The organism is Weissella cibaria (assembly GCF_004521965.1).
Lineage (GTDB): Bacteria > Bacillota > Bacilli > Lactobacillales > Lactobacillaceae > Weissella > Weissella cibaria_A.
In genome coordinates this window covers 1-23,867 of the sequence record NZ_SDGK01000088.1, presented here as the reverse complement: position 1 = coordinate 23,867, position 23,867 = coordinate 1, and the positions used below count along the sequence as shown (strand labels likewise).

Here is a 23,867-nt window from a genome sequence, read left to right as displayed (position 1 = left end):
AAGGAGAACTTTCGTTATGACAGAAGAGATGTCCCGTGTGCAACGTAATGCTCAGACATCCCGCAAACAGCCCAAGAAAACTAGTTCAAAGGTCAAGCGGTATGCAAAATATACTATCCTAACGCTCGCAACATTGGGCGTAGTTGGTGCATTGGGTGGCGCAGGCGTATTCACTTACTACGCTTCATCTGCTCCAAAAATCACCAACTCTGCCTTAGTTGGCACATCTCAGACGCAACTACTTGATGCAGACAGTAACGTTTTCTACACAACAGGTAGCAAGCGCGAGATGGCTAAACAATCAGAGATTCCCAAAGAAATGCGCATGGCAGTAGTCTCAATTGAAGATCGACGCTTCTATAAACACCACGGTGTGGATCCCCGACGGATTTTAGGGGCAGCATTTGCCAACTTTACCGGGTCGTCACTTGGCCTACAAGGTGGTTCAACATTAACGCAACAATTGATTAAATTGACGGCTTTCTCAACGGCTGCGAGTGATCAAACAATTAAACGTAAGGCCCAAGAAGCTTGGTTAGCGTTGAAGCTAGAAAAAGAATATTCAAAAAATCAAATTTTAACGCTTTATATGAACAAAGTTTATATGGGTAACGGCGTTTATGGTATGAAAACTGCCGCTGAATATTATTTCGGTAAGGATTTAAAGAACTTATCAACGCCACAAATGGCCTTGTTGGCAGGATTACCACAATCCCCTTCTGGTTATGACCCTTACGTCAATCCAAAGGGTGCCAAGGCCCGTCGCGATGAAGTCTTGAAAGCAATGGCGCAAAACAACGTGATTACGCAAGCTCAAGCCAAGAAGTATGTGGCATTGTCTGTGACAGATGGTTTGATGACGACCCACCCATCTAGCTCAACGCAAGATGAAGAGTCAAAGGTTGATGATGCGTACATCATGTCAACGTTGGCTGAAATTAAGAAGCTCGGCTACGACGTGAACAAAGATGGTTTGACAGTTCAAACGAATTTGAACCAAAAAGTACAGGATCGTGCGTACGCCATTGGTAACACAGCCGACTATGTCAACTGGAAAGATGATGATATGCAAGTCGGTATGACAGTAACTGATCCAAATAGTGGTAAAGTTATTGCCCAACTTGGTGGTCGCAACTTAAAGACCTTACAGGGTATAAACCACGCAACAAATACAGTACGGTCATCTGGATCAAATGCTAAGCCAATTGTTGATTATGGTCCGGCTGTAGAAAATCTAGGCTGGTCAACGAATCACCTGGTTCTAGATACGCCGTACACCTACCCTGGCACAAATATTCAGCCGAATGACTGGGATCACAAGTTCATGGGATCAATGACCATGCGTTACGCCTTGGCGCAATCGCGTAACTTACCAGCTATCCGTACCTTACAAGAAGTTGGCTATACTAAGTCAAGTGAATTCTTAAAGAAGCTAGGAATTGATATTCCAGCGGATAAGTTGGTTGGTTCAAGTGCCATTGGAATCGACGTATCTTCAGAACAATTGGCTACCGCTTATGCAGCGTTTGCCAATGGTGGTACTTATTATAAGCCGCAATACATTTCGAAGGTCACTGAACAAAGTGGCGTTGTGAAAAACTACAAGGCTGAGGGATCAACAGCGATGAAGTCATCAACGGCATTCATGTTAACAAACATGATGAAGTCAGTTATTACCGACTCGTATGCCAAGATGATCAATACGAATGCCTATAGCCAAGCCGGTAAGACTGGTGTTGTTGGTTATGCAGATGGTGCTGATGTCCCTGATGGTGCAGCCCATGATACCTGGTTCACCGGCTTTACCAAGTCAGCTGCGATTTCGGTTTGGACAGGATATGATCAACCAGACGAGCCTGGCCACTACTTGGCTGAGGGTGAAGAACAATATGTTGCCCTTCACGCTTACAAAGCCTTGATGGATTACGTTATGTCGGGTGGTGATGATGGCTCTGATTGGACGATGCCAGATACTGTCCGTGAAGTAACGGTCAATGGTATCAAGGAATACCAAGTAGTTGGTGCTGATGTGGCCAACGAAAAGACAATTGGTGGTACAGGCGCTGTTTCAACAACTCGCACACCAACCGTCCAACGCGAACAACAAACTGTTCAACAATCAGTTGCACCAGTTGAAAGTTCTACTGAACAACCCGCAAGTAAGACGCCCACTTCTTCGAGCGAGTCAAGTACTGAAAGTGCTGAAGAACGAAGCACCTCATCTTCACAAGTTGAATCAAGTGCTTCTCGTAGCGAATCACAACCCGCAAGTAGCAGTTCGAATGCACCAAGTTCAAGTGCGTCATCAACACAGCCTGCTTCAAGTAGTAACGCACCTGAAACGCGAGAAAGTGCAAGATAATGAAAAAAAGCCCTTTGGAAATTGCGGTGTACCCAAAAAGTTAAAGTAAAATATTTTAGCTGATTAAGCGGCCATTTGTCGGTATTCCACCGGTGAGTGGCTGTTTAATTTTGCTTGAATTCGTGTGTTGTTGTAATACAGTATCCAACTGTTAATTACATCAATCAACTCTTTTGCTGATGAATAATTGTTCCATGGGCCGATTTCAACCTACAACTTATTAAAGAAACTTTCCATAATCGCATCATCTAGAGCGGTCGCACGACGCGATATGCTTTGGATGATGCGGTTTTGCTTTAGCTTCTTACGCCATGCTCTGTGACGATATTGCCAGCCTTGATCAGTGTGAATGGTTGTTCGATAAGTAAGTTTTCGCAGTTGCTCTACGAGCTGATTAAGCGGTTGTAAGATGAACGCAAGAATCGGACGGGTACTAATTGAATGTGTAAGAATCTCGTTATTGTACATATCAAGAATTGGTTCTAAATATACTTTTTCTCCAGTGGCTGGAATTTTGAATTCCGTAACGTCGCTGGATAGTTTTTGCAGTGGTCGATCAGTCTTGAAACGACGGTGAATCTTATTCTTCACGCGCTTTCCTTCAAGCCCCTTAGATGAATCATACTTGTGCGATTGTTTGTTATATCCAACGCCTTTTAATCCCATCTCATGCATGAGCCGTTGAACTTTCTTATGATTTACCTCTGCGAACTCAGGTTGCTTTCGTAACTCTAAATAAACTCGACGCACACCATAGTGATTATCGGCTTCCCAAATTGACCTGATGGCCACTCTAAGCGGCTCATCGGGATCGTCTTTTTAAAACTTTCGTTTCCAGTAATGCACCGTACTTTCTGCGATTGGAAGAACCTTTAGTTTATCTACCAGTTTAAATTGTGCCTCGAGTCGGCAAGCTACTTCTGCGAGTTGTCGGTTCGTTGCTGAATCGAGGCTAATAATTTTAACGCTTCATTTTCAATCTTTAGTCGAAGAACTTCATCTTCGAGTTGAGAAAGTCGATTTCCTTGCTCCGTTAATTTTTTAACTGACTTGGGCTTCTTATTTGGCATCTTAGGTTTTCGTCCTTTTTGAATAGACAATAACGTCTCGCTATCGACCTTTTGCTGTCGACTCCTAGAAAATATTCTTGGATAGCTTTAAATTTTGTTTGTTTTGAAATTCTAGTCATAAAGAAAACCCCGAAAGTTACTTTAACTTTCGGGGTACACCACACGTCGCTTTTTTTCTAATCTTCACGCAACCAAACCGCGTCTGATTGCTCATTATCATTAATCACTTGATGAACCGTTTTTTGTGCTTGGGACACAAACATCAACGGTTCTGGGTTAACCGGCACATACTGCACATGCAAGGTTTCGTCCCCGTCTTCCTGCATTTCGCCAGCCACTAAAGTCACTTCAAACCCCATCGCCAACGTTTCTTGGGCATCACCCCATCGATTTTCAGCAACAATTTCTGAAGAAACACCAATCAAGCGTTTCACTTGCACCGTTAGTCCCGTCTCTTCCTTGAATTCACGCACAATGGCCTGTTGCGGTGTCTCGCCATACTCCACGTAACCACCTGGGAAGCCCCATCCTTTTTGAATATCAGACCGTTTTTCTAATAAGATAGCGCTCCGATCTGCAGACCATAATACACCAAAAACGGTGTTGAAAATCATGCCTTCATGACCAACTTTGGCCCGCATGCGTGCAATATAATTCTGTTTTGCCATAATCAATCATCCCCCTTATTACTAGTTATTTAACCACGACCTGGCAAAATAACAAGCCCTTAACGTCGGAGATGATGAAATAAGCTATTCAAATAAGTGACGACGTAATAAATACCAGCCGGCACAACAATAATCCCAGCAATTAGGACACTAAAATGCTGCTGAAAAAATGGAATTGACCCCAGATAATACCCAATTAGCGTTGATCCAAGCACCCAAATTAAGGTGCCAATCATATTGTCACGTTGAAAAGTCGCTTGATTATATCGACTTTCACCAGCAATTAATGGAATAAAAATACCCAGGACTGGAATATATCGTCCAAATAACATGGCTAATTTGGCATGCTGATTAAAAAAATCAACTGTATCATCCATACGACGATTGCGTGTATTATGAGCTAATCCACGTCGGAATTTAAAGTGCCAGCCCAGATAGACCACTGGCAAATAGCCTAACCATAACCACCATAATTGGATTGGGATTTCTTGATGAGTCGCTAAACTCCCCGCCAAAAACATGGTCGTTTCTGCAGGAAGCCATGCAAACAGGACAAAGTAACTTTCAAAACCAACAATTGCCCATAAAACGGGGTAGACCAACCAAGGGTTCATCATAATCGGCTTTATAAAGATCACTGGATTACGAATAATTACGAGCACATCTGTTAGCTCAATCATCCGTTACAGTCCAATCATCTGGCAACACGGTCATAAAGCTAATGTATGTTGTGATGGTGTGCTCATACCCATTAGTGCCATCATTCGCCATGTGTTGGAACAACTTTGCATACACAGGATGTGTCTTAACATAGGCCATGACATTCGCCGTCCGGGCTGGGATTTCTAACCCTTGGGCGCCTAGCATCAAATCTTGCACCCATTGATAAGGTGTCATTGTACCGCCGTCCCACCATGGCGTCTCGGCGTGATAAAAATCGTGGACACTTGGCGCCAAAGCATAATACAACTGTTGGCCCCGTTCCAACTTCGCCTCATCTTCAACTAAGTCGCCACCAAATGGCCGACCATTAATGCGCTCGAATTCTGTTCGAACCGCGTCATAAGCTGACAGAGGCAAGATATGTTGTTGCCCAATATGGGTAAAGCCCCACGCTTCCAACGGAAAAGTTGGTGCGACATCAAGTGGATTAATAATGGCATGCACCTGTGGGTACGCGTCCGCATAATCCTCATTTGCGACCTGTTTGTAAGTTGTCGTTGGCGCAAACGCGTATGCATATACTGCCGTCTCGCCCGCATCAACCAACAATTTACCGACAACCTCTGTCGCACTACCGCCACGCGAATGCCCTGTGACCCAGAACACGTTTTGCTGTTCCGGATTGCCTTCTGTTAGCATAAACTCACGTAATTGGGCTGCCACTTTTTGGCCGATGAAAATCATGTTATTCATGCCTGGCGCATCATCACCAATCATGAAATCACCAGACCATTCAGCACTTTGGGGCGTCCCTCGAATAATCGCAGCGAACAGATTCATGTCGGGCAATCGCTTAACGCCTAACGTGAAGGCCACGTTATTCGGATCATCTGCAATGCCATAGTTAAAGTCGCTCGTTGTAAAGCCTAACTTTTGTAGATTTGCCGCTGCATAGCCGGTCCCTACCGGTTGGCTGTCCTTGGTATACGTTGAACCAGCTATCACGACACTAACCCGCGCTAAATCATGTTGATATTGTTTACTATCTTGTCGAAACAAGTCATCAGTATACGGAACATCTAGCTCACGTGCGCTAGGAGTCGCATTACCGTTATGACTTGTTGTAAATGTTAATGCCACCATGCCATCTCACCTCCGAATTTTTTTGTCTCTCTGTGGTCATTATACATTAAGGACGTTAAACGTCACCGCCATTAACTATGTTGTCAGTAGAAAAAAGGCTAAGACAGTAATCTCTGTCTTAGCCCCAAAACACCTTTTATATCACGCTTCTTTAATAATTACTTTGCCGGTGCCGTTGGTACCTCAACATCACAGCGACGATTTCCGCTTTAGCTGACGCAACGGCATCCTTTTCTTGCGTATTCAAGTTCTTGGTCACGATTGAAACACCATTTTGCTTCAATCCCAAGACAATATGCTTACCACCTGGGAAGTTGCCGGCCTTAGCCTTGTCTGCAATCGTTGCCAAACCAGTTCCAACACCCTTAACCGATGACGTCAAGGTGAAGTTACTCTTCTCACCATTCTTGGCCGTATAATCACCCATATCAGATTGGTCCACATCAACACCGATTACCCAAACTTTTTGCTTGGCATCAGCATCAACCGTCACATTGTTATCCTTGGCTGCCGTAAAGATAACAATAATGCCGGCGCCATACACTGCAACACGGTTGCCACCGCCGCATTACCATACTAGAGCATCCGAACAAAATTAGATTGCGCAAAATAAATACCAATTAGACTAAACGACAACAAGATACCGGCATCCTTGGGACTCCGCCAAATTTTAAAAATATTCTGACGTCGTAGCAATGAATAAATTAATAACAAGATACCTGAAATAAATAACCGTGCCGTCGTTAGCCAATCTAGTGATACGCTGATTCTTTCAAACAGGATATTTGAAAGAATTCCGTTAATCCCCCAAAATAGGTCACCGCCTGCAGCCATGCCGACATACCACTTCTTACTCACACACCCATCGCCTAACTTATTAAAATAAAGGCTAATCTTGCCAGTATAGCACTAAAAAAGACAGGTTAATTAGCACATTAAAGCTACCAATTAACCTGTCTTTCTCATCTATCGTTTAAACGACCTGCCAATAATAACAACACCGATAGTCAACCACCCATTTATGCTCAACCAAATGAGTGGCCAAACATAACCAGCCGGCCGATAACTAACCTGGATTTCATTCTGACCCATGCGTGGTACAACACGTAGTGCACCGATTCGCGATTGCGTTGGTTGCACTAATCGCTTTCCATTCAGCATAACTTGCGAATGTTTGTAAATAATCACCGGCAACGTCGCCTTATGTGTTGTTATTGCCCGCCACGTCAACGTCATCCGGCCCGACGCCTGTTTGACCTTTGCGTTAATCGGATTATTGATAATTTCCTGCATATAGCGATCATATGCATTATCACTGGCACGAAGCCCGTGATTAACAACATAGTCCGGTGTTGCTTTCTGAATATCTTGCAAGCCAGCCACCAATGGTCCATAGCGCCAATCGGACGCAATTTGCATTGGTGTTTTGTTTGGGTTGAATTGGACATGCTTCGTATTTTTAACTAGTTGCGTGGTATGCAAGCGATGTGCATTCTTAGCAAGCATGCTGCTTGAGATTGCAACGGGAACAAGGACCACAACAATCGCAATCCCGATTTTTGTGCTGCGCCGAATGCGACTCGTAATCACGACCATCGATAGTAATCGTGCTAACAAAACCACCAGCGCTAAATTACTGACCACCGCTAAGCGTGATGGAAATTGCATCGTATTTACAATGGTGGGCATTAATTGCTGAACGGCATGCCAGGGGAATTCTGCCAACGATAAGACAAAGAATAACGCCGCCAGCACTAGCATCACGCGATATTCACGTTGTAATTTTTGATAAAACAACGTGCTCCCGATAAAAATAACCACCACCCACAAAGCCAGCACACTGTAATTACGTAGACTTGGCAAGCGATCAAAGGCAACATGCATCCCCTTTTGACCAATATCAGCCGGCGTAAACGGCGTCAAAATCCGATTTGTTCCCATCACATCAAGCATGCCAACCATTACATTGGCACTCAATACTGCATATAACCCGATTGCGCATACCAGGCGAACTAGCAATTGCCGAATAACCGACCACGGTTTTTTCATGATGCTAATCACGAAAAAAATTGCCAAGACCAATGCGGCTAGTAAGGATGTAAATAAATGTGATTGGGTTATTACTGCTAACGATACAGCTAACCCAATCCATGAAAACGTTGTTGGTTGTTTCATAAAGGCGATGCCGTAATAGATAACGTAAGGTAAGAGTGCCGCCCCGATTGCTGAGAACGCTTGGCTGTTTTGCCACTCCGTTGTTAACGGTAATGCCATATAAACAATTGCACTTAGCAAGCTGGCGTAGCGGGTCGCATCCAAATACCGAACCAGCCGATAAATGCCGAACCCCGCAATGACTAACACCACCACATCCGTCACAACTTCAAACCAAAACCAATTGGGTAATAGAACCAACAATGCTCCCATGAGATAGGATAGCCACGGTCCATACAACGGTGTCACAATTCTGCCGGATTGTTGATACCCATACTCGGCCATAAAATAACTAAACTGCCCATGTTTTAATTGCTCAGCAACATCATAGAAGCGATTAAAGTGAAATAACGCATCAATGCCAACGACAGGTCGATTAGACAACAGTAATGGCAAAACCAGTCCCAACGCCGCTAAGAATATGAACAACCCCGCAAAGCATTGCGCTCGAAAACGTTGCATCATGCACCTCCAGCCAATTTTAATGTTTTACCTTACTTTATATATACCAAATTATTCCGACAAATATGCGAATATATCGTAATGTTTTTTTTTATCGCAAACAAAAAACCCGTCAGATGGGCTTCTGACGGGTTTCTCGGATCAAGTCGTTTGGGCAAACGACGATCTTATAGGAGTTAGGTTGCTCGAATTAGTTATTCGAGCGGAATATGAGTAGTTGTTTGTATGGGTGCTGTTGATTAGAAGTTATCCTCCCTTTCAACATAATTAATCATACGGCGCGAACCTTAAAGAAGTAATAACACTAACTTTACGTTAACTTAAAGAGAGACCAAGACAATGATTTCTGTCTTGGTCTCTCTAAATTACTTCGTCTTCTTTGTAAACTTCACAATACCTTCCCAACGAGCAGTTTGTGGGAACATATCAATTGATTGAATGTATTCAACGTTATAAACGCGCGTCAAGTCAACCAAATCACGGGCCAACGTTGCAGCATTACATGACACATACACAAACTTATCTGGTTGCGTGTCCAAAATCGTCAAACGCAATTCTTCATCCAAGCCGGTACGTGGTGGGTCGACGACCAATGCATCCGCGACCCAGCCTTCATTTGCCCAACGTGGAATCAATTCTTCCGCCGCACCTGTGTAGTACGCTGCATTCTTAACGCCATTATCCAAAGCATTCTCATTGGCATCATCGATGGCTTCTGGCACTGTGTCCATCCCACGAACTTCACCAGCGTGATCGGCTAGTGTGATACCAATCGTGCCGACACCTGAATAGGCGTCGATCAACTTATCGGCTTGCGTTAAGTCCAATGCTGAAATTGCTTCATTATACAAACGTTGCGTTTGGCGTGGGTTCAATTGCAAAAACGCACGAGGTGACAATTTAAACGTCTTACCGTTAATCGTCTCCGTAATGTATTCACTACCCCACAACAACTTCGTATCCTCGCCCCAAACAAGAGATGTCTTATCCGAATTGATGTTTTGGTGGACAGATACCACCTCTGGCAACTCTTGATTTATACGGGCAATCAATTCATCAGCACTTGGCAAATACTTGCCATTCGTTACGATTGTTAATTGAACATCACCAGTTGTCTCAGATACACGGGCAATCAACGTTTTAACAATACCTGAGTTCTTGCGTTCGTTGTAAATTGGCATCTCCATATCAGCCAAAATATCACGCACCTTACGTACAACCTTAAGCGTCGCTGGGTGTTGCGTTGATACCTTGGGCAAGTCCACTAAGTCGTGTGAGTTGCGCTTATACATGCCAACCACCAATTGACCATTTACTTCACGAACCGGGAACTGGGCTTTATTCCGGTACCCGTCTGGCTCATCCATCCCAATAGTTGGGCGTAAATCAAATTGCTCGTATCCTTCAGGCTTGTACTTTTCCAATGCCTGACGAATGATGTCCCGCTTAAACTCGAGTTGACCATCGTAAGCCAAGTGCTCTAATTCAAAGCCACCAACTTCTTGATTATCAACAGGTTCAACACGTTGTGGTGATCGTTGCTTAATTTTACGAATGCGCGCTTCGATGAACTTTTCCGTCACATTCGTCACAACCACATCGACCACTTCATCAGGTAAAGCCCCTGGAATAAAGGTAATCTTACGCTTATAATATCCGATTCCTTCACCATTGATTCCCAAACGCTTAATGGTAATCAATAGCTTATCACCAACATTTACTTCAACGTTTTGTTGATTGCGATTATCACGACGCGGCCCACGTGTTCCACGTGGAACAAACTTACCGCGATTTTGCTTGTTGCCACCTTTACCAGGCTTACCTTGGTAAGGACGGCGTTTCTTTTCTTCAGCCATTTCGTTCTACAAAGACTTACCGTCTACTCTTTCTAAATGATAAGTACTATTCTAACATGTCGGAAGTGAATTGACCCAGCCCCACGATCGACCAACGGTAAGCTTTAGGTCTACTGTTAATAGTTGATTTTTTAGGAGGTTTTAGATTATGCATGACGTTGCCATTGCTGGTTCAAACAGCAAGACATCATCAGTACCGTAACGTTTAGCCGCGGCCATCGCCAAGCGTTACGGTACTGATGACGTCACAATTGACGTCTTAGCACTTAACGATTTACCCATGTACAACGTAGACGATGAGCTCGCTCCAGCACAAGTGGTAATCGATTTTAAGCAAGCTATCAAAGCAGCCGATGGGGTTATTTGGGTCACACCAGAATACACCCCTTCAATTCCTGGCGTATTGAAGAATGCCATTGACTAGCTGTCACGTGTTGATAAGGTCATGATTAGCAAGCCATCAATGATCATGGGAACCATCCCTGGCTTCTTATGGACTATCCATGCCCTATTGCACCTACGTGATATCTTATTTGCGATGCAATCACCTGGCTTGATGGGGAATGACGTCATGGTTGGTGGTGGCCACGCAAGGCTTGATGTAGATAACAATATTACCGACGCCAGCACCAATGACTGGCTCGATACGGTGATGCCAAACTTCAAAGCATTCGTTGCTGCACATCAATAATGAATAAAAGAGACTGGGACAGAAGTATCTGTCTCAGCCTCAAAAGCCGCCAATCTCCCAAGCCGTTTGACCCATGTCACCAGAATACCCGCGTTGTTCACTAACAAACTAAAATCCGCTTCTTGCTTTGTAATGTCAGCAACCGCATGTTGAATACTGTTCAAATCAGAAACATCAATCAATTGTAATTGGGCATATCCATATGCGCGTAATACCTCAACCGCAGCTGAACCACGTTATTCATCTCGTGCGCCTACCAACACGCGATAGCCTTGTTGCAAAAGGGCCTTCGCAATACCAAACCCGATGCCTTTATTATCTCCGGTGACCAATGCTGCTTTAGTCATTCTCTTTTTCCCGTTGTTCATTCACACACTTTTCATAATGCGCAATCTTAAAATTAACCCCAGCTAGGCTCGCTTCTCGCATTGCAATTTGATCATAAATATCTTGACGATGCGCGACTAACATAGCTAATCTTTTGGGAATCGTTGCATCTCCTTCAACAATCCAATCGACATACTGCTTAATTTGGCCAACGGTCATGTCTGTATTTTTCAAATGTTGAATCGTTTTGAGCAATGAGATTTGCATTTCCGTAAAGACGCGGCGATCTGCCTCGTCACGTTCAATAAACGGTAAAAGCCCCCGCTTATCATAAAAGCGCAACGTCGATTCCGGCACGCCAAACATTTCAGCTGTCTCACCAATTGTGTAAGTTTTCGCCATTGATTCACCTCACTAACTTTGTGTACACTACTATATCAGTTAAACATCAGTTTAAGTCAAACGTTTCTTCTCCATTAAACAAAACGGCCGTCAGTTGGGAGCCTGACGGCCGTTTCGGATCAAGTCGCATGGACTTGCGACGATCTATATCATTTAAGGAGTATTCAGTTTGTCACCTGAAAAAAGTAGAAAGAATTATGGATAGGGGTAATTCTATGAGTTTGTTGATTAGGCAGGTTCCCTTTCAACACAATTAATCATATGACGATTAGCTTAAGGCAAAACTAACGGCAACTAAAAGCTAGCTTAACTTCACTGAATCGGCAGTAAAATAATTTTATTCCCATCTGTTTTAACTTCAAATGTTGTCTCGGCAGCATGATCGCGGCATATAAGCTTGCAACGGTATACTGCGAAAATTCTGGCATCCGCGCAAACATGGCCGTCATCATCGGTGTGCGTAACATGGTTAGCAATTAATTTAATGTTTCCGGTGAATTACACAAGTCCGCTAATTTTAGCGCACCAGATTCAATCAGGCTAAAATTCACCAATAACCAAACGATGATTAAACGATAATCACTTTTTAAATTAGCCCTTTTTAAATTAGCCCCTAACAACCACCACATATTACGATTCATGATCCGCAGCCCCCGTATCATAATATTGCATGAATAAATCTTCTAGCGTGGGTGGTGTGACCTTCAAATCCGTTACGCCGGCTGTCACTAATGCCGTCATCGTTTTAGGTAATAACGTGCAGGCTACCGTAAAGGAAATTTCACCATTTAATTCTTGATGAAAGTTGGAATAGTCCTGAAACGGTGTCCAATCCTGCACTTGCGCATTAATGCGCAGGGCCGCGTGTTCTTGTAAATCGGTCAAGGACCCAACTTCAACAATCCGGCCTTGCCGAATCACCGCTACACAGTCCACAACCTGTTCGACCTCCGATAAAATGTGTGAACTAAGTAGCACCGTCTTACCCGCCTGCTTTAGTGCTAATATCTGATCTTGAAAATTGCGCGCCTGCAGGGGATCGAGACCACTTGTTGGCTCATCAAAGATATACAAGTCAACATTCACGCTAAACGCTGTAATTAACGCGACGTTTTGTCGATTACCTTTCGAGTACGTGCGGTTCTTCTTACGCGGATCTAATTCGAATAATTTAATCAGATCATCAACTCGCTTTGTTCAGGAATGACCACCCATCTGTAACAGCAAATCAATCGTTTCGTCCCCTGTTAAATTGGGCCATAGATAACCTCCCCTGGCACATAAGCAATATGTTTGTGGGTATCCAATACATTGCCCGTTGCGTCTTCACCCATCAATTTCATCGTGCCACTGTCACGCTTCAACAAGCCTAATACTGAACGAATTGTGGTTGTCTTACCAACCTCGTTCGGCCCTAAAAAGCCAGATACTTGACCTTGGTTAACCGTAAATGAGACATCCGACAAGGCTTGGAACTTGCCGAACGTCTTATTTAGATGTGATATTTCCAATACTTTCATCATATTTCATCTTATTTCTTCTGAATATATCTACTGCATCGAAAAAATATTGTCGAACCGCAATCAAAAAGCGAGATTCGCCTGAATCTCGCCTATCATTTAATGTCGTCGTTGTTCAAAACTGTAAATTGCGGTCCCAAAGATCGCAAAGCCGATACCGACTAAAACGGTCGTAAAAGGCAAAAATTTGTAAATAAATACGCAACAACCAAGCATGTTAAGTAGGTTAACCACTTACCACCCGGTAGTTCAAAACCAGGCGGCAATGTTTTTTCGTTGCGCAACTTCAGTGAAGCAAAAATCGTGCCTAATTACTGGGCAAAATCACTCAACACAATGAACTTAACCAAAAACAGATAACTGCCACTTAAAATCAAACCACCCGCAATCAACATCGTTATTAACACCGCGCCGACGGGAGCACCATAACGATTTGTACGTGATAACTCACGCGGTAAGAGGCCCCGTTCACGAGCTATCGAAACCAATTCAATTAGTGAGTTGAAAGAGGTTGCAATCGCGACCCCAATAATTGAAAGCATCATACAAGTAATGATAACCGTACGGCCAATGCGTCCCAAAATAGTATTGAAAATATCAGCAACCGGTAGTGACGATCCAGCCAGTCCAGGACCCAAAACCGACATTGCCACCAACTGCATCAATACAAAAATAGCTGTTGTGGCAAGCATGACCGTCAAGATGGCGCGTGGCAACATTTTTCCAGGGTTCTTCATCTCTTTCGCTGCAATTGGGATTAAAGAAAACCCGATAAACTTGTAAAAGGCGTTCCCAAAAGCCCCAGAAAAATCCGCCACCGGCTTGGCTTGTGCCATTGCAAAATAATCAACATGCCCGAGAATAAACCAGACTACCATCGCGATGAAGACCGCCACAATCACCCCAATATTAATTAAACTCGCCATATCATCGATGCGACTCGAAATCCCTGTTCCAAACAGGTTCATAATAATCAGCAACGTCATGCCGGCTAAGGCCAGACCTTTATAAACCACTGGTGTAACAACGGCCGGAACCAACCCGGTCAACGTTTTTAAAAACGCTGCCGATTCGGCACTGATGGTAATTACCCCAAATAGCCAATCAAACCAGCCGACTAAGAAACCCGGGTAATGGCCAAATGCCTTATGCGCCACCATCTTCATCAATTCTCGATGACATCACCGCATAATGCATGGCGATTAATGTCGCCACAATGCCTGCTAATGCAACCGCAAGCAGAACCAGTTGCTTACCTTGCTTATACATCGATCGTACTTGGCAGCAAAAACAAGCCACCACCAATGACCCCATTTACGCCTAAGAGCGCCACACTGGGGAACCCGATGCCCGTTTTCATCTTGTTCATACGTTTGCATCCCCCTTATGCCGCCATTTTACCTTTAATTCATGCCTTTTTCATTTACAACTTGGTAAGACGGGACGATAATAATCGCAACAAAGCAAAGGAGGCCACGAACATGACCACATTAGGAACATACGAGACGTTGGCACACGCCTACAACAACACGATCACGATTACTTACCCAATCGAAGAAACGCTCTCAGTGGGCACTTATAAGGTTATCGATCAAGACGGCCTTCAAATGCACATTACGAATGCGATTGATGGTGTGACCGAAATCCGCTTTGATGCCGATGCGGATGACAAACGTTACCCTGGCACCTTCCAAGGATTTGAATTTGGGATGAACTGGACACACCCATCATTTATTGGGGCCTTTTTGAAGGCAAAGCGCACTCCCGGCCAGCACTTCCTTGGTGATAATGGCACAGCTGCGTACGATGCCGTCGTCGATGAAAACAACCACTTGACGGTAACATTGACTCCATCTGCCAACTAAAGTACATTGCAATTTTCGCCCAGTCCCCGTATGCTAACTGAAACAATACTTATCGGAGGGACGTTATGGCAAGTCGGGCACAACGTCGACAAAAACGACACCCACTACGAAAACTGGGGCAGCTACTATTAGGCGGGCTATTGCTTTTGCTATTGGCGGGCGTAGGTTATGCAACTTATGTTATCCACCAAGCACCAACTATTACGCAGGTCAAACTGCAAGCCAACCCTGGCGATGAAAACAATCGAATCTACGTGCGCTATGACAGTATTCCGGAAAACTATCGCAATGCCGTCATCGCGACCGAGGATCGCTCGTTTGAATCAAATAACGGCGTCAATATAGGTGGGCTATTTAACCTCATTACATCAAATGTGCTAGCCCAGTTTGGTGATGGGACTGCTCGCGGTGGATCATCTATTACGCAACAGTTGGTCAAATTAACCGCTTTTTCAACTTCAAAAGCGGATCAAACACCCCGTCGTAAAATTCAAGAAATTTATCTGGCCTTGCAGTTGACGAAGAACTTCAGCAAGCCACAGATTCTTGAGTATTACACTAATAAAATCTATGAAGGCCATGAATTATATGGCGCGCAAACCATTGCGTATTATTACTTTGGTAAACCATTAAGCAGTTTGACACTTTCTCAAACCGCAATAATCGCTGGCTTAGGCCAAAGTCCAACCAACTTTAATTTGTATACCAATCCAGATTTAGTGGCACGTCGCCGTAATATCGTATTAGCAGCGATGCTCGACGATAACAAAATTAATCATCATGAATACGAAGAGGCCAAAGCAACCAGCGCTACTGACGGACTTTTGCCTCGTTAACGAAAAAATCCGCGAATCACACTTCGCGGACTTTTTATTTATCAGTCATTAATTTTCGCGACTAATACATCGGATGAATCATACCCGAGCCTTTCGCCACACCACTAATTTGATAGTCCTCTTGCGTAACTTGCGCCGTTTTTGTTGTGGTATCGGTCGATTAACATAGCCTTCGCGAGATTCAAAGGCTCGCTTGCTTGGAGCTGTTCAACACCACGTCGGATTTTCTCCATCGGCAACTGCTCACCAATAGTCCCCATTGATACAACTAGTACCTCGGCCGGTGTTGTGTGTAATTTATTCGCCACTAACTTTTACGTTTCCTACGTATTTGCCAAACCGGTTGCTCCCATAAAAGCATTCGCGTTCACAGAATTAACAAAAATTGCATAGACCGGTTTATTACGTCGTAGGACTTGTTGCTTGATTTGCACCAGGGCTGCTGGAAATGTATTTCGCGTAAATACCTCTGCTACATGAGCCGGCTTTGTCGAAACTAGCCAGCCAAGGTCTGGTTTGATGGGATTACGCTGTAAATCTGGCATATCATTGGCCAAGACTTTTACAAATGGTTTGTCCATATAAGTTGCTTGCAATGCGGCCGCGATAATTTCATTTACATCCGCACTATCAGCCGAAAAACTTCGCATATATGGTTGCCATCAGTCCTCGCTTGACTGTCAAAAGCCTCGTTATAAATTGGATAGGGTCCATTGCTTAAGTTGCTGCATAATTTCCGGAATATGCTGATGTTGATTAAGCTTGTATAGCGAAAAATTATCAGCCACATCAACATAGTGGGTGGCTTGACTCAATTTTTCCCGCTCCGGTCACACCAGACTTGGCATCGACAATAACCGAATCAAAATCAATCAGGCGTTCTTGCACCAGTGGTGCTAACCCCATTAAAGTAGCCGTGGCATATCAACCAGGGTTTGCAATATAATCTGTTGTCATTGCCGTAAATTCAGTTAACCCATACGTGGCATGAGACAATGTTTCACGTAAAACTTCAGCATCTCGGTGATACCATTTTGATACGCCTGCGGGTGTCGCAAAAAAAGGCAACGTCGTTATCTATCATAATTTGCCCCACACCAAACGGTATCACCCGCACTGGCTGTTTAATTTGCCAATCAAATTGTTGCGCCACGGCTTCTAAATCCGTCTGTGCTGTATAAATATTAATTTCAGTGACATTCGGATGCTGACTAAGCAACTGCCATAAAACAGTCCCGCTGTATCCTGTCACACCTACAATAGTTACCTTCATTGCTCATTCCCCTAATTGCTCTTGATAAAATTTAATTTGGTTACTAACCTCTGTAACGGCTGTCCCACCAAACGATGTCCGGCGTTCAATGGCCGTCATCGGTTGCAAGATTTGGTACACATCATCTGTAATCAACTCACTTGCTTTTTGCAACTCACCCAATGGCATATCCTGTAAGTTAACCTGTGTTTGAATACCTTGTAGCACCAATTGGCCAACGATAGCATGCGCTTCACGAAATGCTAATCCTTTATTAGCCAGATAGTCGGCTAATTCAGTTGCATTCGAAAAATCATTATGTGTGCTCTCTGACATTACATCACGATTAACCTGAAGGGTTGCAAACATATCGTCAAAGACAAATGACGCATCCATAATCGTGGTATAGGTCTCAAATACACCCTGCTTATCTTCTTGCATATCTTTGTTATAGGCTAACGGCAAGCCCTTCATGACCGTCATCAAACCCATTAAGTCTCCATAAACACGGCCTGTTTTACCACGTGTTAATTCTGCAAAGTCAGCATTTTTCTTCTGCGGCATAATTGATGAACCAGTCGCATAGGCATCACTTAACGTAACAAATCCAAATTCGTAACTCGACCATAAAATCAATTCTTCGCTTAATCGAGATAGGTCCATCATCAAAATGGCGGCTGACTGCAAAAATTCAATTGCAAAATCACGATCACTGACCGCGTCCATTGCATTGTGGTAGACATCATCAAGCCCTAGTAGGTCAGCCGTCATCGTTCGATCGATTGCAAAGTTTTACCCGCTAAAGCAGCGGAACCTAATGGCGATACTTGAGTGTGCTTCATATTAAACTCAAACCGCTCAACATCTCGCTTTAGCATCCCAACATAAGCTACCAAACGTCACCGGCTGCGCATGTTGCAAGTGCGTGTAACCCGGCATGAGCGTCGCTTGGTTATCCGTGGCCACTTGCAATAATGTTTTTTGAAACTGCTTAATCGCTTCGATGATATGTGGTAGTCGATTGGCAACCCAGAGATGAAAATCTGTCGCTACCTGATCATTTCGTGATCTCGCCGTATGCAACTTTCCCGCAACAGACCCAATCTTTTCATTTAACAGCACTTCAACATTCATATGCACGTCTTCCTGCGCAACTTGCAATGTTGCCGCACCTGACTCAAAGTCGGCACGTACCGCTTGTAACCCGGTCACGATTTTGGCGGATTCCGCCGGTGTAAGAATTGCTTGCTGTCCCAGCATTTGTGCGTGCGTAATTGATGCTTGAATATCCTCAGCAATCATGTATTGACCTGCTGCAATTGAAGTCCTATATGCTTGTACCCGGTCAGAGCCAGTTTCCGTAAATCGACCGCCCCATAATTTATCAGTCATGCTGCCCACCCTGTTCAGAATGAACATGATTTACCTGTTCAAACACGGTATTACCAAGGGTCCACAGTCCGATAAATCCAACTGCTGCGACTTGATCGAATGATGAACTGGCCGTATAAGTCGCCAAATTTTCATCATAGAGTGAATTTTTAGCCGATTGGTGCGCCACAGCAATTGCAAAACCCTTGAACAACTTCATCTTCACGTCACCGTTTACAACTTTCTGTGTCACCTTGATAAACGCTTGCAAAGCATCAAATAAAGGCGATACCCACTTGGCATCGTAGACTAAGTTCGCTAAGTGTTCGGCCCCGATTGGCTTAAAATGTGCAACATCTCGCTCCAACATCAAGTCTTCCAAATCCTTGTGAGCCGTCATCAAAACAGTGGTGGCGGGCACCTCATAAATTTCGCGTGACTTAATGCCGACTAGTCGATTCTCAATATGATCAACACGGCCAATTCCGTGCGTGCCAGCTAACACATTTAACTTTTTCAATGATGGTTGTTAGCGACATCGCTTCCCCATCTAAGGCAACTGGCAAACCGGCTTCGAAACTAATCGTGACAAAATCAGCAGTGTCCGGTGTATCTGCAATTGCCGCAGTCAACTCATACGCCTCTTCAGTCGCTTCATGCCACGGATTTTCTAGAATCCCTGCTTCAATTGCGCGTCCCCAAATATTTTCATCAATTGAGTATGGCGACTCCTCGCCTACTGGAATGGGCACATGATGCGCATCCGCATAGGCAATCTCTTCTTCACGTGACCATTGAAAGTCTCGAATTGGTGCTTCAATTTTCAAATTAGGGTCAAAGGCATGAATTGCGGCCTCAAAACGAACTTGATCATTACCGTGACCCGTCGAACCATGCGCAATTGTTGTCGCACCTATCTTATGTGCAATTTTGACTAACTTCTTAATAATCAATGGCCGCGACAATGCCGAAACTAATGGATACTCACTCTCATACAACAAATTCCCTTGAATAACTGGCGCCACATAATCTGTCGCAAATTCTTCTTTAGCATCCAACAAGATCGACGTTTCGGCACCTACTTGTAATGCCTTAGCTTTGATGAAATACAAGTCTTTACCATGTTGACCAACATCCAACACAACTGCCGTTACGGCATATCCTTTCTCCTTAAGCCATGGAATGGCCACCGAAATATCTAGACCGCCTGAATAAGCTAAAACCAACTTTTCTTGCATATTTATTTCCCTTTTTTAATATTTGACTATTCGTCAATAGTAACTATTTATTCAAAATAGCAAGATTAATTGTATTTTTATTCTAAATAAATTCAATTAATCATGATAAAAGGCACATTTAATCGTCCCCCTTTACCGATTTAATAAATATAAAATTAATATTAATTATATTTATAAAGCATTAATATTGATTATTTTGATTCTTTTATACAATTTTTTACGTATTTTTCAAACCCACCATTCATTTTTGTATATTTCAAAAAATCAGTCCTGTGCATAAATAAATTAAATATCTGTTTTTAACAAAAAAATCCGCTGAGACAATAATCTCCGCGGATTTTGATTTTTAAATTGTTATTAATTAGTTTTCAGGCGTTGTTGGCACCTTGATATCGCCAGAAATAATCTTTTCCTTAGCAGTCTCAACAGCCTTCTTCTCGTCTGCATTCAAGTTCTTAGTGACAACACCGACTCCGCCTTCCTTCAAGCCGTAGTAAACAATCTTGCCACCAGGAAACTTATCCTTTTGCGCTGATTCCGTTATCAATTGCACACCACGACCAACACCCGTCAATGATGATGTCAACGTCAAGTTTGCTGACTTGCCATCCTTTGACTTGTAGTCACCCATGTTTGTTTGGTCCATGTCGACACCGATGACCCAAACCTTATCCTTTGAATCCGCAGCCAACGTTGCATCTTGGTCCTTCGCAGCTTGGAAGACACCATTTCCAACACCACCAGCGGCTTGGAAAATAATGTGCTCACCTTGTGCCATCTTGGCCTTAGCAATTGTTTGTCCCTTGGCTGGGTCTGAGAACGTACCTGCATACGTTGCATCGACATTAATATTAGGATCAACTGACTTCACACCGGCTTGATAACCAGCCAAGAATGATTCAATCACTTGATTCTTCATACCACCAACGAATCCAACCGTATCGTCACCGATTTCCTTGGCCTTTGTCGCAGCAGCGATACCAACCAAGTATGATGATTGCTCTGAATGGAACATGACTGATGCAACGTTCTTGTACTTCTTATCCGTAATTTCATCAACCAACACGAACTTCGTGTCAGGATACTTCTTAGAAACGGTTTGGACTGAATCCTTAAACGTGTTTCCAATGGCTGAAACGACATTGTACTTAGCAGTAGCAGCTTGCGTCAATTGCGTATCGTAATCGGCGACCGTCTTCGGTTGGAAGTAGTTGTAACCACTTTGTCCCTTAGACAAGTTGTTAGCCTTACCCCACTTTTCCAAGCCTTCCCAAGCGCTTTGATTGAAGCCCTTGTCATTTACACCGTTTGTGTCTGAAACAACCGCAGCAGTGAATTTGTCGCTTGATCCGCCCTTGCTACCTGACGTTGCGGCATACGCAATCCCTGCAACGACAACAACTGCTACACCACCAATAATCAATGTCCGACGTGAAACCATTTTTCCTAATACCTCCAAAGTATAAAATCCCTCGACCCGACCACTCTTTTTGCCTTAAAAATTACCAGCTCAGAGTCCAAATAAAAATGTAATTTTTACTACTATAAAGGTCTGCTTATGATAATGCAAGGGTCAGTTCATTACATTTTTCATGGTTTTCGAATTATTAAAAACGATTAACCTCATAACAACTGTATTTAGGTCCCAAAAATAAGCGTTTTTCGTAAATGTCTTATTTTTAGTAACTATATTTATGAGAGAAATGTAATACGTGAACAAATTACGAACGTTTTTAAAACCCACCATTGATTATTGTCGTGAAGTACGTATAATTAGAAACAACAATTTTATGGGGGATATCATGGCAAACACAGAAACGCACGATAGCATTTTGGTGTTGGACTTCGGTTCACAATATAACCAGCTCATTTCACGACGCATTCGCGAATTGGGTGTTTATTCTGAATTAAAGCCACACACAATGACAGCCACTGAAATTAAGGCACTCAATCCAAAGGGACTCATCTTTTCTGGTGGGCCTAACTCGGTCTATGAAGACGGTGCGTTCACGATTGATCCAGAAGTGTTCAATTTGGACATTCCAATCCTTGGCGTTTGCTACGGTATGCAATTGATGGCACATGTATTGCCTGGCGGAATAGTTGCGCCAGCGAATGATTCATCAGAATACGGCGAGACTGAAATGGATGTGATAGCTGACAACACCGTTTTGTTCGGTGGCACACCAGAAACGCAAACAGTTTTGATGTCACACGGTGATTACGTCGAGCAAGTTCCTGACGGCTTTAAGGCTGTTGCTACCTCTGACAGCACACCAATCGCGGCCATGGAAGATACCTACCACAACTTCTATGGGGTACAATTCCACGCCGAAGTGCAACACACTGAATACGGCATGCAAATCTTAGAGAACTTCGTTGATAAGGCGGTTCGTGCAGAACGCAACTGGTCAATGGATGATTTCATTGACGAGCAAATCACGAAAATTCGCGAAATCGTTGGTGACAAGAAGGTCTTGCTTGGCCTTTCTGGTGGGGTAGATTCATCAGTTGTCGGCGTTTTGTTGCAGCGTGCCATCGGTGATCAATTGACGTCAATTTTCGTTGATCACGGTTTGCTACGTAAAAATGAAGCGGATGAAGTGATGACTGCTTTGGGTGGTAAGTTCGGCCTGAACATCATCAAGGTCGATGCGCAAGAACGTTTCTTGACGAAGTTGGCCGGGGTTACCGATCCTGAGCAAAAGCGTAAGATTATCGGAAACGAATTCATTCGCGTCTTTGACGAAGAAGCCGCTAAGCTTCATGGTATCGATTTCTTGGCACAAGGTACGTTGTATACCGACGTGATTGAATCAGGAACTGATACCGCGCAAACAATCAAGTCACACCACAACGTCGGCGGTTTGCCAGAAGACCTGCAATTCCAATTGATTGAACCCCTTAACACACTCTTCAAGGATGAAGTGCGTGCATTGGGTGAAAAATTGGGTATGCCCCACGAACTTGTTTGGCGCCAACCGTTCCCTGGTCCCGGCTTGGGTATTCGTGTTTTGGGCGACATTACTGAAGCAAAGCTCGAAATTGTGCGCGAATCTGATGCAATCTTGCGTGAAGAAATCGCTAAGCATGGTTTGGATAGCGAAGTTTGGCAATACTTCACTGTCTTGACGGGAGTCCGTTCAGTCGGTGTCATGGGTGACGGCCGTACGTACGACTATACGATTGCCATTCGTGCCATCACGTCTGTTGATGGGATGACAGCCGACTTTGCCAAGTTGCCATGGGATATCTTGGAAGAGATTTCTCGTCGCATCGTCAATGAAGTCGACCACATTAACCGCGTCGTGTACGATATCACGGCCAAGCCACCTGCAACTGTTGAGTGGGAATAATATTTATATCTAAACGGACAAGCCGCCATGGAATAAGCAAATTCCATGGCGGTTCTTCGTGTTTCTATTCAAAAATTTATCCCCACATCAAAAATCACATCACTGAGCATTCTTACTTTTATCTCGGGTTATTCATCAAGACAAACAAAACCCACTGAAACAGCAAGTTAATACCGTTTCAGCGGGTTTTGCGCTTTCACCCGTTGGGTGAAAACCATAGGAGCTCTTTGTTATGATATTTTGTTAGTGAAAAATAAACCAAATACTCAAAAATTGGAGCGTCTAAAATTATGACTCAAAAAGTATTACCTAGCAACCCTTTAGTTGCAGTTTCAGACAATGGGGCACCAATTACCTCGGATGGTGGCAACGTGCTGCTTAGTATGTTTCTGAATTCACCTGTAGTTTCCAGGCTCTTTAATAACGTTGAATTCAACGATAATCGCAAAAATCCACGCTATGCTAAGGTAGAATTGTTATTGCAAATGCTCATTCAAGTTATCGAAGGTTATCGCAACGACGACGTTGCAGATTACTTGACCCAAGATATCGAACATCGACTTGTTTATGC

24 protein-coding genes and 6 pseudogenes are annotated in these 23,867 nt (G+C 43.7%); 7 read left to right on the top strand and 23 right to left on the bottom strand.

The window, feature by feature from the left end:
- Positions 1–16 precede the first annotated feature (16 nt).
- The gene (locus EST42_RS09580) at positions 17–2,362 is read left to right on the top strand and encodes a PBP1A family penicillin-binding protein (RefSeq protein WP_134645208.1); all 2,346 of its coding nucleotides are present in this window, start codon (positions 17–19) and stop codon (positions 2,360–2,362) included.
- A gap of 63 nt (positions 2,363–2,425) precedes the next feature.
- Here EST42_RS09580 and EST42_RS11640 read toward each other — a convergent pair whose 3' ends face one another.
- The 10 genes and pseudogenes from EST42_RS11640 to rlmD all read right to left on the bottom strand — a co-directional run bounded on the left by EST42_RS11640 (position 2,426) and on the right by rlmD (position 10,438).
- The gene (locus EST42_RS11640) at positions 2,426–2,566 is read right to left on the bottom strand and encodes an IS3 family transposase (protein ID WP_134645247.1); all 141 of its coding nucleotides are present in this window, start codon (positions 2,564–2,566) and stop codon (positions 2,426–2,428) included.
- Between the two features lie 6 nt (positions 2,567–2,572).
- Positions 2,573–3,157, bottom strand: a pseudogene (locus EST42_RS09570) (IS3 family transposase); the annotation flags it as partial.
- 119 nt (positions 3,158–3,276) lie between these two features.
- Positions 3,277–3,432: a hypothetical protein gene (locus EST42_RS10655; RefSeq protein WP_167711232.1), complete on the bottom strand. Its 156-nt coding sequence runs from the start codon at positions 3,430–3,432 to the stop codon at positions 3,277–3,279.
- A gap of 176 nt (positions 3,433–3,608) precedes the next feature.
- Positions 3,609–4,100 carry an NUDIX domain-containing protein gene (locus EST42_RS09565; protein ID WP_134645206.1) on the bottom strand — a complete coding sequence of 164 codons (492 nt, stop codon included), beginning with the start codon at positions 4,098–4,100 and terminating at the stop codon, positions 3,609–3,611.
- A gap of 59 nt (positions 4,101–4,159) precedes the next feature.
- Positions 4,160–4,780 carry a DedA family protein gene (locus EST42_RS09560; RefSeq protein WP_134645205.1) on the bottom strand — a complete coding sequence of 207 codons (621 nt, stop codon included), beginning with the start codon at positions 4,778–4,780 and terminating at the stop codon, positions 4,160–4,162.
- Positions 4,773–5,906 (bottom strand): lipase family protein, encoded by a 1,134-nt coding sequence (locus EST42_RS09555; protein WP_134645204.1) that lies wholly within the window; start codon positions 5,904–5,906, stop codon positions 4,773–4,775. Before EST42_RS09555 ends, EST42_RS09560 begins: the two co-directional genes overlap by 8 nt.
- Before the next feature lie 151 nt (positions 5,907–6,057).
- Positions 6,058–6,450 carry a BMP family ABC transporter substrate-binding protein gene (locus EST42_RS09550; RefSeq protein WP_134645203.1) on the bottom strand — a complete coding sequence of 131 codons (393 nt, stop codon included), beginning with the start codon at positions 6,448–6,450 and terminating at the stop codon, positions 6,058–6,060.
- Between the two features lie 32 nt (positions 6,451–6,482).
- Complete coding sequence (locus EST42_RS09545; RefSeq protein ID WP_245150469.1) at positions 6,483–6,764, bottom strand: EamA family transporter; 282 nt, start codon at positions 6,762–6,764, stop codon at positions 6,483–6,485.
- Between the two features lie 108 nt (positions 6,765–6,872).
- A complete protein-coding gene (locus EST42_RS09540) occupies positions 6,873–8,582 on the bottom strand; it encodes a glycosyltransferase family protein (protein ID WP_134645202.1) in 1,710 nt (569 codons plus the stop codon).
- 365 nt (positions 8,583–8,947) lie between these two features.
- Positions 8,948–10,438 (bottom strand): 23S rRNA (uracil(1939)-C(5))-methyltransferase RlmD, encoded by a 1,491-nt coding sequence (gene rlmD, locus EST42_RS09535; protein WP_134645201.1) that lies wholly within the window; start codon positions 10,436–10,438, stop codon positions 8,948–8,950.
- Between the two features lie 214 nt (positions 10,439–10,652).
- On the opposite strand from rlmD, the pseudogene EST42_RS11270 reads away from it, so the two are divergent.
- Positions 10,653–10,862, top strand: a pseudogene (locus tag EST42_RS11270) (NADPH-dependent FMN reductase); the annotation flags it as partial.
- 21 nt (positions 10,863–10,883) lie between these two features.
- Entirely contained in the window at positions 10,884–11,129 is a 246-nt protein-coding gene (locus EST42_RS11265) for a hypothetical protein (RefSeq protein WP_245150468.1), read from the top strand.
- A 236-nt stretch (positions 11,130–11,365) separates the two neighbouring features.
- Here EST42_RS11265 and EST42_RS11260 read toward each other — a convergent pair whose 3' ends face one another.
- The 6 genes and pseudogenes from EST42_RS11260 to EST42_RS11450 form a co-directional block, all read right to left on the bottom strand.
- Positions 11,366–11,476 (bottom strand): SDR family NAD(P)-dependent oxidoreductase, encoded by a 111-nt coding sequence (locus tag EST42_RS11260; protein ID WP_245150467.1) that lies wholly within the window; start codon positions 11,474–11,476, stop codon positions 11,366–11,368.
- The gene (locus tag EST42_RS09520; protein WP_134645200.1) at positions 11,469–11,858 is read right to left on the bottom strand and encodes a MerR family transcriptional regulator; all 390 of its coding nucleotides are present in this window, start codon (positions 11,856–11,858) and stop codon (positions 11,469–11,471) included. Before EST42_RS09520 ends, EST42_RS11260 begins: the two co-directional genes overlap by 8 nt.
- A 476-nt stretch (positions 11,859–12,334) precedes the next feature.
- Positions 12,335–12,499: a hypothetical protein gene (locus tag EST42_RS10650; RefSeq protein ID WP_167711230.1), complete on the bottom strand. Its 165-nt coding sequence runs from the start codon at positions 12,497–12,499 to the stop codon at positions 12,335–12,337.
- Positions 12,489–13,381, bottom strand: a pseudogene (locus tag EST42_RS09515) (ABC transporter ATP-binding protein). Before EST42_RS09515 ends, EST42_RS10650 begins: the two are co-directional and overlap by 11 nt.
- 308 nt (positions 13,382–13,689) lie before the next feature.
- Complete coding sequence (locus EST42_RS09510; protein ID WP_245150466.1) at positions 13,690–14,538, bottom strand: APC family permease; 849 nt, start codon at positions 14,536–14,538, stop codon at positions 13,690–13,692.
- Positions 14,525–14,647 (bottom strand): hypothetical protein, encoded by a 123-nt coding sequence (locus EST42_RS11450; protein ID WP_280633887.1) that lies wholly within the window; start codon positions 14,645–14,647, stop codon positions 14,525–14,527. The genes EST42_RS09510 and EST42_RS11450 overlap by 14 nt, the downstream gene beginning before the upstream one ends.
- A 212-nt stretch (positions 14,648–14,859) precedes the next feature.
- On the opposite strand from EST42_RS11450, the gene EST42_RS09505 reads away from it, so the two are divergent.
- Both EST42_RS09505 and EST42_RS09500 read left to right on the top strand, forming a co-directional pair.
- Positions 14,860–15,243 carry a hypothetical protein gene (locus EST42_RS09505; protein WP_134645199.1) on the top strand — a complete coding sequence of 128 codons (384 nt, stop codon included), beginning with the start codon at positions 14,860–14,862 and terminating at the stop codon, positions 15,241–15,243.
- Between the two features lie 65 nt (positions 15,244–15,308).
- Complete coding sequence (locus tag EST42_RS09500) at positions 15,309–16,079, top strand: biosynthetic peptidoglycan transglycosylase (protein WP_134645198.1); 771 nt, start codon at positions 15,309–15,311, stop codon at positions 16,077–16,079.
- A gap of 104 nt (positions 16,080–16,183) precedes the next feature.
- Here the strand turns inward: EST42_RS09500 and EST42_RS11685 are convergent, their stop codons facing one another.
- From EST42_RS11685 to EST42_RS09465, 7 genes and pseudogenes are all read right to left on the bottom strand, one after another.
- On the bottom strand, positions 16,184–16,387 hold the full coding sequence (locus EST42_RS11685; RefSeq protein ID WP_134645197.1) for a hypothetical protein: 204 nt from the start codon (positions 16,385–16,387) through the stop codon (positions 16,184–16,186).
- Positions 16,388–16,402: 15 nt separating this feature from the next.
- The gene (locus EST42_RS11680; RefSeq protein ID WP_134645196.1) at positions 16,403–16,729 is read right to left on the bottom strand and encodes a bifunctional ornithine acetyltransferase/N-acetylglutamate synthase; all 327 of its coding nucleotides are present in this window, start codon (positions 16,727–16,729) and stop codon (positions 16,403–16,405) included.
- A 42-nt stretch (positions 16,730–16,771) separates the two neighbouring features.
- Positions 16,772–16,985 (bottom strand): annotated as a pseudogene (locus EST42_RS11630) (Asd/ArgC dimerization domain-containing protein).
- A gap of 106 nt (positions 16,986–17,091) precedes the next feature.
- Positions 17,092–17,352 (bottom strand): hypothetical protein, encoded by a 261-nt coding sequence (locus EST42_RS09480; protein WP_134645195.1) that lies wholly within the window; start codon positions 17,350–17,352, stop codon positions 17,092–17,094.
- Between the two features lie 3 nt (positions 17,353–17,355).
- Positions 17,356–18,723, bottom strand: a pseudogene (argH, locus tag EST42_RS09475) (argininosuccinate lyase).
- Positions 18,716–19,940: pseudogene (locus EST42_RS09470) on the bottom strand (argininosuccinate synthase). Before EST42_RS09470 ends, argH begins: the two co-directional pseudogenes overlap by 8 nt.
- Before the next feature lie 361 nt (positions 19,941–20,301).
- Positions 20,302–21,381 (bottom strand): BMP family lipoprotein, encoded by a 1,080-nt coding sequence (locus EST42_RS09465; RefSeq protein WP_134645194.1) that lies wholly within the window; start codon positions 21,379–21,381, stop codon positions 20,302–20,304.
- Positions 21,382–21,742: 361 nt separating this feature from the next.
- Between EST42_RS09465 and guaA the strand changes: the two genes are divergently transcribed.
- A complete protein-coding gene (gene guaA, locus EST42_RS09460) occupies positions 21,743–23,296 on the top strand; it encodes a glutamine-hydrolyzing GMP synthase (protein WP_134645193.1) in 1,554 nt (517 codons plus the stop codon).
- A gap of 290 nt (positions 23,297–23,586) precedes the next feature.
- A partial coding sequence (locus tag EST42_RS09455; protein ID WP_209019493.1) for a transposase occupies positions 23,587–23,867 on the top strand: 281 nt, incomplete at its 3' end.

What these genes read in the sequence shown, in the direction of transcription:
- guaA (WP_134645193.1), top strand. Translation starts at nt 21,743, where the DNA reads ATGGCAAACACAGAAACGCACGATAGCATTTTGGTGTTGGACTTCGGT.
- EST42_RS11260 (WP_245150467.1), bottom strand. Translation starts at nt 11,476, where the DNA reads ATGACTAAAGCAGCATTGGTCACCGGAGATAATAAAGGCATCGGGTTT.
- EST42_RS09540 (WP_134645202.1), bottom strand. Translation starts at nt 8,582, where the DNA reads ATGCAACGTTTTCGAGCGCAATGCTTTGCGGGGTTGTTCATATTCTTA.
- EST42_RS11450 (WP_280633887.1), bottom strand. Translation starts at nt 14,647, where the DNA reads ATGTATAAGCAAGGTAAGCAACTGGTTCTGCTTGCGGTTGCATTAGCA.
- EST42_RS09565 (WP_134645206.1), bottom strand. Translation starts at nt 4,100, where the DNA reads ATGGCAAAACAGAATTATATTGCACGCATGCGGGCCAAAGTTGGTCAT.
- rlmD (WP_134645201.1), bottom strand. Translation starts at nt 10,438, where the DNA reads ATGGCTGAAGAAAAGAAACGCCGTCCTTACCAAGGTAAGCCTGGTAAA.
- EST42_RS11265 (WP_245150468.1), top strand. Translation starts at nt 10,884, where the DNA reads ATGATTAGCAAGCCATCAATGATCATGGGAACCATCCCTGGCTTCTTA.
- EST42_RS09580 (WP_134645208.1), top strand. Translation starts at nt 17, where the DNA reads ATGACAGAAGAGATGTCCCGTGTGCAACGTAATGCTCAGACATCCCGC.
- EST42_RS10650 (WP_167711230.1), bottom strand. Translation starts at nt 12,499, where the DNA reads ATGAATCGTAATATGTGGTGGTTGTTAGGGGCTAATTTAAAAAGGGCT.
- EST42_RS09560 (WP_134645205.1), bottom strand. Translation starts at nt 4,780, where the DNA reads ATGATTGAGCTAACAGATGTGCTCGTAATTATTCGTAATCCAGTGATC.
- EST42_RS09465 (WP_134645194.1), bottom strand. Translation starts at nt 21,381, where the DNA reads ATGGTTTCACGTCGGACATTGATTATTGGTGGTGTAGCAGTTGTTGTC.
- EST42_RS09500 (WP_134645198.1), top strand. Translation starts at nt 15,309, where the DNA reads ATGGCAAGTCGGGCACAACGTCGACAAAAACGACACCCACTACGAAAA.
- EST42_RS09555 (WP_134645204.1), bottom strand. Translation starts at nt 5,906, where the DNA reads ATGGTGGCATTAACATTTACAACAAGTCATAACGGTAATGCGACTCCT.
- EST42_RS09520 (WP_134645200.1), bottom strand. Translation starts at nt 11,858, where the DNA reads ATGGCGAAAACTTACACAATTGGTGAGACAGCTGAAATGTTTGGCGTG.
- EST42_RS09480 (WP_134645195.1), bottom strand. Translation starts at nt 17,352, where the DNA reads ATGAAGGTAACTATTGTAGGTGTGACAGGATACAGCGGGACTGTTTTA.
- EST42_RS09505 (WP_134645199.1), top strand. Translation starts at nt 14,860, where the DNA reads ATGACCACATTAGGAACATACGAGACGTTGGCACACGCCTACAACAAC.
- EST42_RS10655 (WP_167711232.1), bottom strand. Translation starts at nt 3,432, where the DNA reads ATGCCAAATAAGAAGCCCAAGTCAGTTAAAAAATTAACGGAGCAAGGA.
- EST42_RS11680 (WP_134645196.1), bottom strand. Translation starts at nt 16,729, where the DNA reads ATGCGAAGTTTTTCGGCTGATAGTGCGGATGTAAATGAAATTATCGCG.
- EST42_RS09510 (WP_245150466.1), bottom strand. Translation starts at nt 14,538, where the DNA reads ATGGTGGCGCATAAGGCATTTGGCCATTACCCGGGTTTCTTAGTCGGC.